The 12,770-nt window shown below is 39.7% G+C and carries 14 protein-coding genes; 3 read left to right on the top strand and 11 right to left on the bottom strand.

Annotation, left to right across the window (positions count from 1 at the left end):
- Window positions 1-624: 624 nt before the first annotated feature.
- On the bottom strand, window positions 625-1,380 hold the full coding sequence (locus MKY24_RS12745) for a helix-turn-helix domain-containing protein (RefSeq protein ID WP_053325454.1): 756 nt from the start codon (window positions 1,378-1,380) through the stop codon (window positions 625-627).
- 118 nt (window positions 1,381-1,498) lie between these two features.
- Between MKY24_RS12745 and MKY24_RS12740 the strand changes: the two genes are divergently transcribed.
- Window positions 1,499-3,415: a right-handed parallel beta-helix repeat-containing protein gene (locus MKY24_RS12740; RefSeq protein WP_339202181.1), complete on the top strand. Its 1,917-nt coding sequence runs from the start codon at window positions 1,499-1,501 to the stop codon at window positions 3,413-3,415.
- A gap of 196 nt (window positions 3,416-3,611) precedes the next feature.
- Here the strand turns inward: MKY24_RS12740 and MKY24_RS12735 are convergent, their stop codons facing one another.
- Genes MKY24_RS12735 through MKY24_RS12715 form a run of 5 tightly spaced genes read right to left on the bottom strand, consistent with a single transcriptional unit; the run spans window position 3,612 to window position 7,568 of the window.
- Entirely contained in the window at window positions 3,612-4,577 is a 966-nt protein-coding gene (locus tag MKY24_RS12735; protein ID WP_339202179.1) for a zinc-binding alcohol dehydrogenase family protein, read from the bottom strand.
- Window positions 4,574-5,209 (bottom strand): ABC transporter permease, encoded by a 636-nt coding sequence (locus MKY24_RS12730; RefSeq protein WP_339202175.1) that lies wholly within the window; start codon window positions 5,207-5,209, stop codon window positions 4,574-4,576. Before MKY24_RS12730 ends, MKY24_RS12735 begins: the two co-directional genes overlap by 4 nt.
- A complete protein-coding gene (locus tag MKY24_RS12725; protein ID WP_264453770.1) occupies window positions 5,206-5,976 on the bottom strand; it encodes an ABC transporter ATP-binding protein in 771 nt (256 codons plus the stop codon). Before MKY24_RS12725 ends, MKY24_RS12730 begins: the two co-directional genes overlap by 4 nt.
- Before the next feature lie 14 nt (window positions 5,977-5,990).
- Entirely contained in the window at window positions 5,991-6,902 is a 912-nt protein-coding gene (locus MKY24_RS12720) for a glycine betaine ABC transporter substrate-binding protein (protein ID WP_028541278.1), read from the bottom strand.
- Window positions 6,903-6,911: 9 nt separating this feature from the next.
- Window positions 6,912-7,568: an ABC transporter permease gene (locus MKY24_RS12715; protein WP_339202173.1), complete on the bottom strand. Its 657-nt coding sequence runs from the start codon at window positions 7,566-7,568 to the stop codon at window positions 6,912-6,914.
- Between the two features lie 131 nt (window positions 7,569-7,699).
- Here MKY24_RS12715 and MKY24_RS12710 point away from each other — a divergent pair, with 131 nt between their 5' ends.
- Window positions 7,700-8,053 (top strand): helix-turn-helix domain-containing protein, encoded by a 354-nt coding sequence (locus MKY24_RS12710; protein WP_023988623.1) that lies wholly within the window; start codon window positions 7,700-7,702, stop codon window positions 8,051-8,053.
- A 182-nt stretch (window positions 8,054-8,235) separates the two neighbouring features.
- Here the strand turns inward: MKY24_RS12710 and MKY24_RS12705 are convergent, their stop codons facing one another.
- Window positions 8,236-8,568: a branched-chain amino acid transporter permease gene (locus tag MKY24_RS12705; protein ID WP_339202171.1), complete on the bottom strand. Its 333-nt coding sequence runs from the start codon at window positions 8,566-8,568 to the stop codon at window positions 8,236-8,238.
- Window positions 8,549-9,280, bottom strand: a complete 732-nt coding sequence (azlC, locus tag MKY24_RS12700; RefSeq protein WP_339202169.1) for an azaleucine resistance protein AzlC — start codon at window positions 9,278-9,280, stop codon at window positions 8,549-8,551. The genes MKY24_RS12705 and azlC overlap by 20 nt, the downstream gene beginning before the upstream one ends.
- Before the next feature lie 107 nt (window positions 9,281-9,387).
- Here azlC and MKY24_RS12695 point away from each other — a divergent pair, with 107 nt between their 5' ends.
- Window positions 9,388-10,779 (top strand): PLP-dependent aminotransferase family protein, encoded by a 1,392-nt coding sequence (locus MKY24_RS12695; protein WP_071558738.1) that lies wholly within the window; start codon window positions 9,388-9,390, stop codon window positions 10,777-10,779.
- 224 nt (window positions 10,780-11,003) lie between these two features.
- Here the strand turns inward: MKY24_RS12695 and MKY24_RS12690 are convergent, their stop codons facing one another.
- The 3 genes from MKY24_RS12690 to MKY24_RS12680 form a co-directional block, all read right to left on the bottom strand.
- Window positions 11,004-11,423 carry an ester cyclase gene (locus MKY24_RS12690; protein WP_028541280.1) on the bottom strand — a complete coding sequence of 140 codons (420 nt, stop codon included), beginning with the start codon at window positions 11,421-11,423 and terminating at the stop codon, window positions 11,004-11,006.
- A 245-nt stretch (window positions 11,424-11,668) separates the two neighbouring features.
- On the bottom strand, window positions 11,669-12,022 hold the full coding sequence (locus tag MKY24_RS12685) for a hypothetical protein (RefSeq protein ID WP_053325447.1): 354 nt from the start codon (window positions 12,020-12,022) through the stop codon (window positions 11,669-11,671).
- Window positions 12,023-12,366: 344 nt separating this feature from the next.
- On the bottom strand, window positions 12,367-12,675 hold the full coding sequence (locus MKY24_RS12680) for a hypothetical protein (RefSeq protein ID WP_025723019.1): 309 nt from the start codon (window positions 12,673-12,675) through the stop codon (window positions 12,367-12,369).
- Between the last annotated feature and the right edge of the window lie 95 nt (window positions 12,676-12,770).

Here is a 12,770-nt window from a genome sequence, read left to right as displayed (position 1 = left end):
ACCAACCGCAGTGCCCTTCGGCTGTTAAAAGTATAAATTTTTAGAAAATTCATAACTTTGGAACTATTTTTTTTCACAAAATTTAATGAACCGAAAACACAAAATAGCAAGTCTCTAAGTTGCAAGAGACTTGCTATTTTTAAGTTTTGGCGACTTGACCCTTAAGAATGAAGTGAATACTGCCACAGCGAACGTACCGAAAACATTTGTTGTGTGATGTATACTGTGTACGAATCGAATCGTTTTTGTTGCCGAGCGCATCACAACCGAGTGAGCTTCTACCCTGTGACCAGACAGGAAACGAACCCTTTGAAACCACTCACCAGATATTCTGATAAGCCCTCGTAAATCACGGCTTTTAGATGACAAGGGATTGCCGCACCTGTTCACATAACCGATTTAAAATGGTGTGCGTCATGTAGAAAAATTCTTGGTAATTGGATGGCTGCGTTTATGGATTTTCTAATTTATTGCTAGCAAAACTTTGGATTAGAAGGATCGTAAATTATGATCTGAAGATTGTTGAGAATTAATGATTATATTTTCAACATAATCACCAGCTAGTTTAAGCTGAAGGTCAACAAAGTGCTCAACGCATTCACCTTATGCTTATGCCGTTCTTCTTTAGTCCATTGCTCGATATTCTCTAGGCGCTCTCCTGGTTATTTCCTTGAAGTTACGATGAAAGGTTCTTAAATTGTTATAACCACACTTGATTGCAACTTCACCAATCGCCTGCTGGGAATTTTTCAGCAAATAGCATGCCTGTGAAATCCGAAAATGATTTAAGTAGTCTGTGAAGGTGATGTTCATTTGTTGGACAAACAACTTTGATAGATAAGGATAGTCATACTGCAGATATTTTGCAATGTCTTTTAATGTGCAATCAGTAGAATAATTTTCCTCTACATAAAGCAGCATCTTATAGAGCACCTTTGTCTGAGGTGATTGCTTAACTAGGGTAAACGATTTCTGATTTATCAGATCAGCACAAACAGCATATAAAAAACTTTTCTGGCTATAGATTGAATTCAGCTTACTAAAATCAATAGCTCTCTCCAAATGCAATGCACTGTCATTTGGAATTAAGCCTTTTAAATTCATAAAAAAGTCGCCGATCAACTCTGGCGAAAAAAGGATGATTGTAATATTAGAGTAATCGATGGTCTTAAATTCATGCATTTGATTTATAAAGATAAAGACCAGATCATTTTCCTTCAAAAGATACTCTTTTTGATCAATGGATACATATAGCTGTCCATCATTAACATAGATCATTTCATATGCTCGGTGAAAATGAAGGGGAAAGCTATAATTCTTCAAAGGAAAAAAATGAAAGAATTCTTCCCCCTCCATTCCATGTTTTTCAAATAAGACCATACAACTCTCCTTTGCCAGAACACTAATATTGTCTTAAAGTGTACTATATTTTGGATAGAATTAACAAATATTATTTCCTATAATAAAATAAATTGAATTTAAAGGAGGATATAAGACTATGGAGTATCACGTAGCAAAAACTGGTTCAGATCACGGCCAGGGGAGTCAGGAAGATCCATTTCTGACAATCAATAAAGCAGCTTCTGCTGCTGTGGCAGGAGACACGGTTATTGTCCATGGAGGGGTATATCGTGAATGGGTAAAACCAAAATTTAAAGGATTAAGCACCAAGAGAAGAATTACTTATCAAGCTGCAAAAGGTGAAAAAGTAATCATTAAAGGCTCAGAGCATATTCAAAGTTGGCAGCATGCAGAAGAGAATGTTTGGAAGGTTGTATTGCCGAATGAGTTTTTTGGTAACTATAACCCATATGCTCTTGAAGTGTCCGGAGATTGGCTCGTAACAATTGAGGAAACCAAGCATTTAGGAGACGTTTATTTAAACGGTATGTCTTTTTATGAAGTTAGCCGCTTTGAACAACTGATCGATCCGAAGGTTACAACAGAAGTATTGGACCACTGGACAAGAAAAATGGTTCCTGTTCATAATCAGGAACAGACAAAATATGTCTGGTTTGCAGAAGTGAATGCTGATAATACAACCATATATGCGAATTTCCAAGGCGCTGATCCGAACAGAGAATTTGTTGAGGTTAACGTTCGCAGATCTTGTTTCTATCCCCAAGAGACAGGGATTGATTATATTACAGTAAGAGGCTTTGAAATGGCGCAGGCCGCAACACCATGGGCACCTCCGACAGCGGATCAGCCTGGACTGCTTGGCGCCAATTGGAGCAAGGGTTGGATTATTGAAAACAATATCCTTCACGATGCAAAATGCAGCGCCATCAGTATTGGTAAAGAAGCCTCCACCGGGCATAATTATCGCTCCGTCCGGAAAGACAAACCCGGATACCAGTACCAGCTTGAATCTGTCTTTTCTGCTGAACGTAATGGCTGGTGCAAGGAAAAAATCGGCTCCCATATTATCCGTAATAATACGATTTATGATTGCGGTCAAAATGGAATTGTGGGTCACTTGGGCGGTGTCTTTAGTGAAATTCATCACAACCATATATATAAAATTGCTCTGAAACGTGAATTCTACGGTCACGAAATTGCAGGAATCAAGCTCCATGCAGCCATAGATGTCCAGATTCACCATAACCGTATCCATGACTGCTCTTTAGGATTATGGTCAGATTGGCAGACACAGGGAACAAGGATTAGTAAGAATTTATTTTATAGCAATAATCGTGATTTGTTTGTTGAAGTAAGCCATGGGCCATATATCGTTGATCACAATATAATGGCTTCTGAATATTCTCTGGACAATGTGTCACAGGGTGGAGCTTACATAAACAACCTAATCTGCGGTAAGATGAATCATTGGAAAGAAATGACACGATCTACACAGTATCACCTCCCCCACAGCACCAAAATCGCAGGTTTTTCTTTCATTTACGGCGGTGATGACCGTTTTTATAATAATATTTTCATTGGAGCTGATGGATTAGAAGGTGTCGGAACGTCCCATTATAAAAACCACACGGCTTCTTTAGAAGAGTATATTGAAAACGTACACAAAAATCCCGGAGACGCTGAAATATTTAACTTGGTGGAACAACCTGTTTATATTAATAACAATGCGTATTTGGCCGGAGCAGAACCGTTTGAAAGAGAAAAAGATAAGATAGTTGACAAAAGCTTTCATCCAAACTTCAGAATAGTTGATAAGGGAGAAGAAGTTTATCTTTCCTGTGAATTACCGGAAAATTTCGATGTTTTTCTAGGTGAAGTACATTCAACAGCAACATTAGCACGGGTACGTATCGTTGACGCTGAATTTGAGCGCCCCGATGGTAGTGAAGTGATCCTGGATACTGATTTGTTGGATATGCAGAGAGTAGAAAAGTCTCCAATAGGGCCGATTACACTTTTGAAAAAAGGTAAAAATTATATTAAAGTTTGGTAATCCCTTATAGAAAAAGCCTTACACCTCTATAAATTATGGTGTAAGGCCTCTTTCACTGATATCGCTTGAATATTTTTTCAAATATAAGATTTTTGAATTTAATTTTATTAATGATCTGGCACATTTAGGCTTGCATCACGTTCTAGAGAACATCAACAACGATGTGTCACTACCCTTGAAATCTTAATCTTCTGAACTAATCGTTCAAAATTACGATCTTACCATTCGCATCATTACTCTCCATTAAAAGATGAGCTTCCCGGATTTCTTCTAGCTTGAAAACTTTAGCAATCGGCGGAACAATTCCATATTCTTTAATATGATAGAACAGGTCGATTAGTACGTTTTCTTTGATAACTTCACTTGTAAATGCCGTAAAATAAACACCTGTCGGTATATCAATTAACGGTTCAAAGGAATCAAGTGTCCATTCATTTCCCAGTATCCCTGACATGCATAAGGTCCCTTGCTCTGAAACCAGTTGCAATGATTCCTTTATTGTGACGGTACCGACCAACTCCAGGACCTTGTCTACGCCATTTGGAGCGATTTTATAAACTTCTTTTGTAAAATACTCATCATCGAGTAAAGCAAAGTCTGCTCCAGCCTGCTGAAGATATGCCAGCTTTCCGCTGTTCCTAGTGGTTGATATGACTGTGGCGCCTGTACTTTTTGCTAGCTGAAGGGCAGCCAGACCAACAGAACTCGTCCCACCGCGAATGAGAAGCACTTCGTCAGCAGTTAATTGGAGACATTCGAATAAGGACGCATACGCCGTATAATACATTTCTGGAATTGCAGCGAGCTCAGTCCATTTCATTTCAATTGGAATGGAATAAACCTGTTTTGAAGGAATCAAAACATATTCAGCATAACTTCCATCAAATTCTCGGCCTAATCCCCCCATTAATGAAGCAACACGCTCCCCTTTTTGAAATGTGCTGTCAGATGGATCTTCGATCTGCCCTATGCATTCAATACCAATAATCCGTGGGAATTTGACGGATGGGGAATGTCCCTGTCTTGTAAACATTTCAGAGCGGTTTATTCCAAAAGCTTTGATCTTAACAAGTACCCAACCTGGTTTAACTTTGGGGATTGGAACTTCTTTTATCTTTAGTTCTTCAGGTTTACAGGCCCCTTCCAGTACAACAGCCTTCATAAAAGTGATCTCCCCGATCTAATGTAGATTCGTTTTTCAAACTGAATGAATAATGCATTCGTTCCAATAGCGAGACACGCTGACAATACACTTCCCCACAGAATCTTATCTATATTCATGGTTCGTAAGCCATCATTTAATATCGAGCCTAACCCGCCTGCATTTATAAATGCTGCTATAGTCGCCATTCCAATCGTAGATACGGATGCTAGCCTTAATCCTGTAAAAAGAGCTTTGATGGCCAAAGGCACACGAACATGAAGCAATACCTGAATACGGCTCATACCAAGCCCAGTGGCTGCCTCAATAATAGACTGTTCAACATGATTCAAACCTGCAATAAACTGACGTAGTAGGATATATTGGTTATATGCTATGAGCACGGTGATCGCTGTCGTTTTACCCAAGCCTGTCACGGGGATCATGATTGCGAAAAGGGCCAAGCTGGGAATTGAATAAAGAATCGAAAAAATATAAATGAGTAACCTGGATATCGTTTCTGAAGTCAGGGCTAAAATTGTTAAGAGTACTGTGACGACAATGGAGATCAGCATGATCACAATTAGCATCTCCACATGCTCCAGTAATGCAATTCCTAACTTATCCGGATGCTTAATGGCATATTCGATCACTTTAACCCCTCCCAGAAACGTTCTTGCTCTCTTGAAGATTGAATAAGCGATGCGACAAATTCATCTGCGGGATGAGCAACAATTTCTCTTGGCGTATCAAACTGACAGGCTTTACCTTGATTCATGATTATTACCCTGGTTCCCAGCTTAAATGCTTCATTGATATCATGCGTTACGAATAGGAAGGTTTTCTTAACTCCCCCATGAATCCGCAAAAGTTCATCCTGCAAATTTAGACGAGTCATGGCGTCTATGGCTCCAAAAGGTTCATCCAATAACATTGTATTAGGATTTGTTGCTAAGGCCCTAGCTAGTCCAATTCTCTGTTGCTGACCTCCCGATAGTTGAGAAGGGTAACGATTTAGGTAGTTTACTGGATCTAACCCAACCAAAAGTAACAATTTGTGCACCATTTCTTCCACCTTCGTTTTTTCCCATTTCAAAAGCCGGGGCACAGTAGCAATATTTTGTCCAATGGTCATATGAGGAAACAAACCCACTTGCTGAATAACATAGCCAATCCTTCTCCGTAGCGCTACAGGATCAATTTCAGCAATGTCATCACCAAATAGTTTTATCTTCCCTTGGGTAGGTTCAATTAAACGATTTACCATTTTCAATAGTGTGGTTTTTCCTGATCCGGACGAACCCAGTATGGTTATAAATTCGCCTTCCCTAATAGACAGATTGACATGATCAACAGCTAAGTCATTGGAGTTTGCGTATGTTTTGCACACATTTTGGAATTCAATTGCTATAAGACTCATGTTATCCCCCACACTCATTTAATTGAGTCATAAAATTCTTTTGCCACATCTTCATATTCTTTTTTATCCACGTCCACTTTTGCATTCAAGGCGGTTACCGTTTCCGTATCCAGCGCCGCACTCACCTTATTAATAACCTCAGCTATCTCTGGATTTGTATCCAGCACATTATCACGAACAACAGGAGCCAAGTTATACGGAGGCCATACTTGTTTGTCATCTTTCAACAGTGTGAACTGATCTTTATTAACTAGTTGCCCTTCTGTTGTGTAAGCTGGGGCAACATCCGCTTCATTGTTTTTAAGCACTTCATATTTCAAGCTGTTATCATATACTTTAGATGACTTCCAATTGAACTTACCATACACTTTCTCTAGGGCTGGAATTCCGTCTGCACGTTGGTCAACTTCTCCTTGTGAGGCGAATCGAAGCTTACTTACATGTTTTTGTAGATCAGTAATTGTAGTAATTCCTAGATTTTTAGAAACTTCCGAACGAATAACAAGTCCTGCTCCATCATTTGCTTTAGAGTAATCTAGCCAAGTAATTTTAAATTGCTTTTTATATTCTTCCTTAACTTTCTTATAAACCGCGTCAGGATCAGTGAGCATATCTACTTTCAATATGGATAATAAACCGGTACCTGTATATTCTGGATACATATCGATATCGTTGTTAACAATAGATGAATGGATAACGGAGCCCGCAATATTGGGTACTCGCTCTACCTTATATCCCGCACCCTCTAAAGCCAAAGCGTAAAGTTCACCCACAATCAAATTCTCAGTAAAATCTTTCGTACCGATCCGTATCGTTGCTGCTTTATCTTCAGCATTTTCTGTTTTATCACCACATGCACTTAAAATGAGCGACAATACAAGAAAAATTGAAATTGAAAAATACAGTTTTCTCTTGTTTCTAGACATATCTTTTACCTACCTTTTCAAAAATCTATATTTAAACAAAATACGCTCGGACATATCAAGCATTACCCCGACTGTAATTGCTAAAATTCCCACCGAAAACCCACCAATCAAAAGTAAATCCACTCGATTAAGTCCTAAACCAGTAAAGATGATTTCCCCTAATCCACCCGCTCCTATTTTGGCAGCCAGGGTAGCACTCGCAATGACCTCAATGGCAGCTATTTTAATCCCTGTCAGAATCATTGGCGCAGCTAATGGGAATTTGACTCGCCGTATTACCTGTTGTTCTGACATACCCACTCCATGAGCAGCTTCAAGCAAAAAAGAGGGAACAGACTCTAAACCGGCTATCATATTCATTAATATAGGAGGAATTCCCAACAGTACCAGGGCAATTAAAGCTGGTTTTGTTCCCGTCCCCATAATAGGGATTAGAAGGAGTAGAACAGCTAAACTAGGCATAATTCTTAGAACTTGGAACAAGGATACGATCCATTTCTCTGTTCGTTTGTACTTACAGGTTACGTAACCCAACACAATTCCAATGGAGGCAGAGCAGAGTAAAGCTAGTAAACTTATTATTATATGCTCTTTCCCAGTAGCTAAAAAAACATGCATGTTATTTGAAAAGTAGGCTGTTAATTGCATCCATAAGCTGTCATTCAAGGTTTCTCCACCTTTCGTTTAATTTGCTTTTTCCTCGACCGCTTTATAATATAAGCAATATAATCGTTTTGAAAGTAGGCACCTTTTTATTAGATAGGAACCAAAAAGTAACTATTGGAGGATTAGACCGAATGATTACAAAAAAAGAGTTGCCTCTTTGTCCGGTGGCGACAACGGTTGGACTTATAGGAAACAAATGGAAGTTGCTAATAATGAGAGACCTTTTGAAAGGAACCAAACGTTTTGGTGAACTTCGTAAAAGTATTCCAGAAATCAGTCAAAAAGTTCTAACAGAAAATTTGCGGTCTATGGAAGAGGATGGTATCGTCATTCGAACCGTGTATGCCGAAGTACCACCTAGAGTCGAATACAGCTTGAGTGATTTAGGGAATACTTTAAGACCCATCATTAATGTTATGGAAACGTGGGGTTTGGAATATCATAAGCTCAATGAGGAAATTCCTCGTAACATGAAGGATTCTTAAAAAACTGAGCCCGATTAAGTGTTTTGAGGACGAGAATGACAAGCCTTTGAATATTTTAAAAACAACGGAGGACTAAGGTTAACATTAGTCCTCTTGGGTATTGTTCGTGCAACTGATAGTCACTCCAACTATTTTGTGTAAAGTTTCAATAGCTAACCTGCAACAACGGAGATGATCAACTTTTAGAATATAAATTGGACCAGGAGCATATAGAGCAGTGTACCGCCAGCGATGGATATCAGCATGTTTCTTCTCCAGAGATGCAGCATAATAATGAAGACAATGGAAATCAATTCGGCCACACCATGAGACCCAGAGAAAAAAGTGACATCCTTAACACTGTAAATGACCAGCAGTCCTAAAGCTGCCGAGGGAAGTACTTTGCCGAGATACTGTACATATTTAGGTCTGGGACGTCCCGAAGGGAACAAAATAAATGGAATAAATCGGGTCATTATCGTTCCCAAGACGACCATTCCTATCGTTGTGATGTTTTCAAACAAAGTCATGGACATCGTGTCTCTCACCTGTCATTCTATCTAGTGATTTTCTCATGAAGGAGAGCACGATAAGAAGACCTATCATAGATGGAACGATGAAATTTTCGCTATTAAAAATAAGCAGGCAAAGGATCGAAATTCCCAAACCCAACAATGCACTATGATGTGTGCTCTCTTTCATCCATTGTTCAATAAAGATCACAACAAAGAGCGCCGTCATCACAAACTCAAGCCCCTCCATATTAATGCGCACCAGAGATCCGAGAAATCCACCAATGGCAGCGCCAAATACCCAGTAGCTATGATTAAGCAGGGTTACGAAAAACATATACCATCCCTTGTCGACTTCTTTGGGGATGTTTGCTGTGTAATTAATTGAAAACGATTCATCACATAGTCCAAAAATTAGATAGAATTTTTTGAATCCGGTGCCTCTGTATTTTTCAAGCATGGATATGCCATAAAATAAATGCCGGGCGTTCACCATTAAGGCCATTAGCAAGGCACCTAGTGGATTGAACGGACCGAGCAGTAAATGCACTGCAACAAATTCCATGGATCCGGCAAAAATAAATAGGGCCATAAGGATCGCATACCCCGCACCAAAGCCAGATATATTCATAAGAATGCCGTAGGCAATCCCTAGAAACAAGAATCCAGCCAGTATGGGAAGTGTGGAAGGGAAAGCTGATTTAAAGGCCAATTGAAGCTTACTTCTGTGTATCATCGTTGCTACATCTCCTTGACAAGATTACATTTCTTCGTTAGTTTAGCAATGTAAATCCATACAATCAATGATACAATTGTATGCATTACAATATTGTGAGGTGTGCTATGCCATTTAATTCGTTTGAACATTATCCGATGTCGTGGAAACCTGACAGGGATAGATTGCAACGACCGCTTTATCGCTCTCTCGCCCTATTGCTGGAACATGACATCAGACATGGCTTTTTGGCTCCGGGTACAAAACTTCCCCCTCAGCGAGAGCTGGCCGATTTTTTGGATGTGAACTTCACAACGATTACACGCGCATACAAGCTTTGCGAGCTTAAAGGATTAATTCATGGTGTGACCGGAAACGGCACCTTTGTTTCAGCCAACGCGGCTCGGTCGGTCACCATTTCAAAAGATCCATCCTCAAACGTACATATTGACCTTGGTTTTGTTGCCTCATTTGAGCAAACCAATGATCTGGTTACTGAGGCCTTAAAGCACGTGGTAGAGAAAAGTTATCTGGAACAGCTATTGAATTACAATGATCCTGCAGGTGTCCCGCATCATAAACTGGCTGCTCTCAATTGGATGAAGGCTTTTGGCATCCAGGCCGATACTGAACATATGGCGATCGTTTCAGGAGCCCAAAATGCATTAGCTATTACACTCTTAGCACTGTTTGAACCCGGGGACCGAATTGCGGTTGACCAGTATACGTATGCCAATTTTATTGAAGTCTCCAAAATGTTTCGTATCAAACTAGTTCCCATTTCAGGGGATGAGTATGGTATGTTACCTGAAGCTCTGGAAGACCAATGTTCTCAATCGAATTTACATGGTGTGTTTTTAATGCCTTCCTGCGCTAATCCCACGACCATTGTAATTCCGGAAAAGCGAAAAAAAGAATTAGCTCAGATCATTCAAAAACATCATTTGATCCTGATTGAGGACGACATTCATGCCTTTTTGTCAGCGGACATTATAGATCATTATGGTCAGCCGATGTATCAGCTGCTCCCTGAACAAACGGTTTATATTTGTAGCACCGCCAAATCCATCTGCTCAGGTCTTCGAGTGGCCTATATCGTGTTTAACGAAGCATTCAAAGACACAATGATGAAGGCCATATACAACGTCAACGTCAAAACATCCTCTTTGGACGCAGAGATCGTAACTGAGCTGATTCTGTCAGGAAAAGCAAATATGATTGTTACGAAGAAAAAACAATTGGCCGAGACAGCCAACCAGTTATTTGCTGAATTCTTCCCAAATACTCTCCACGGGGGACATCCACTGAGTTTTTATCGATGGCTACGTTTACCAAAAGTTATGCACGAAGCTTATTCTGAAGGTTTTTTTCTGGAAAAAGGGGTTCGTGTATTTCATTCCAATCGATTTCTGAGCGGTGGGAATGCAGAAGAAAATTATCTAAGAGTAGCGCTTTCATCCACTAGTTCTTTAGAGGAATTAAGAAGAGGATTAGAGATTTTAAGAGAGAGCCTCGAATGAATTGATGTCTTGATGCGTATAGCTACATTCAAAGGCTCAGGCATTATTTTATTTATATTTCATAACAAAGTACGAATGTTCACAGTACAAACAGTGTATGTCTTTTATTCGTCTAAAATGGAAAGCTTCCCTATGTAGCTTCCATTTTAGACGAACATTTGTCCTACTTAGCTACATATCCATCGAACAAAGAACACCATCAGATGTCGTATTGAAATGAACCTCTACGAACTTGGAACAGCGCCAATTTGTTGAAGTAATCCAAGCATATCGGGTTGACCATATTCTTCTACAATTTGCCCATCAGAGAATCGATAAAAATTCATCGCTTGAACCTCGATGGTTTTCCCTGTTGGAGGAAAACCGAAGAAACTGCCTTGGTGCGTACCTCGCATAATGAATCGCGCAGCTACCTTATCGCCTTCAGCAACCATCTCCTTCAGTGTCCATTGGATATCAGGGAAGCCAGTTCGCATCATTTGGATAATTGCAAGATATCCATCCGGTCCCTTCATCGCATCTTCCCGTGCTGGGACATAGAAAATCGCATCTGGGGCAATAAGTTCTTCTGCTAGCTTTACGCTAGCCGTATTTATGAACTCTGTAAACCGGTGCATCTGTTGTTTATTCGCTTCAATTGTCATTCTCAAATTCCTTTCAAAATTTTTTATCCTTTTCGTTTCGTGCCCATCACCATTGAAGTAAAAGGTTCCTGCTTGATCAGTAAATCTCCCTCACACATCAATATCATAATTGATAACTAAAGACTTCAAAGTTACGATATTAATTTAACTTAGGTTTTCAAATTCATAATAAGTTCGCTCGTGTTTTTTGTGAAGTAGGCACCTTAATGTTCTATAGTAACCATTTGGTAACTAATAATACTTATTTATTCATTCATTTCATCAACATTATATTCGAAAAAATCAAAATCAGCATATTGTTGATGTTTAACACGATCGGCACAGGTCAAGCCAACAAAACTACCTGTAAACTCACCATACTTGCTATATTCATCAGAGAATATCGTGGTATCTAAGCCAATTCCAATAGCTTCATATTCTTTACCGTCATAACTCCTGAGCGACTGAAAATGTGTTCCTGCATAAAAGCGAAGTGTATACGCAATATTGCTGTAGGACGTAATCGGATTGTTCGCTGCCTGGTCCACATCCTGGGAGTTTACCGTCAACGGTTGTTCGCTAATTTTCCAGCTTGAACTGCCTCCCGTAATGAGAAACAACGAAATATCTCTAACATAGCATACGTTTCCCCTTTCGTTGATCCAGCTGTTAAGTCTCTTAGCATCCAGCCAATGAATATGTATTTTGTGGTAATGGATTGTTCTTCCCAGTATATTGACATATCAGGTCCTCCGTTTTCCTCACATCTGCCAATAAGAGGCGATCAGCGGATGAAGTCTATCATTTTGTAGCTTTACTATGTCCACTGCAGTTACGTGGTTAACAAAAATGCTGACATCTATGTAACTCGATGTCAGCAGTCAGAAATCAGCACTGTCCATTGCTGTAAAGATACACTACGAAGTCAATAACCTTCAGCAGAATAAAAATAGTGAGTAGTTCTTCACCCATCCACCACATCTGCTTGCAAATCTGTTGCAATTTCAATCATCTTAGGCACGACAGCCTCATCGGAAATAGCCACATACACATCCCCCATGTAATGGCGAAAAGGTATTTCTACGTCAGCATACTTCCACATGAAAAAATCTCCCTCAATCGACATGGTGCTCTCAGCACCTTGTATAATAAGCACTCGTGAATACGAAAAGTCTGGCTGGGATGCAAAGTAATCTTTGCACTCCTCCAGGGAAATGGATTGCTCCACCGGACTTTCCTGCATGGAACGGGTGATTCGAAAACGCTGGTTCATTGATCTGCCTCCACAATTATGATTAAGAAATTCTGGCTTTCATACCTTATAATGTCCACTTGCTGATGTCAATGTTGATGGAACTATATGGATAT

This window comes from Paenibacillus sp. FSL P2-0322, assembly GCF_037975315.1.
GTDB lineage: Bacteria > Bacillota > Bacilli > Paenibacillales > Paenibacillaceae > Paenibacillus > Paenibacillus polymyxa_B.
The sequence above is the reverse complement of the archived record's forward strand: the minus strand, read 5'-3'. Positions and strand labels throughout refer to the sequence as shown.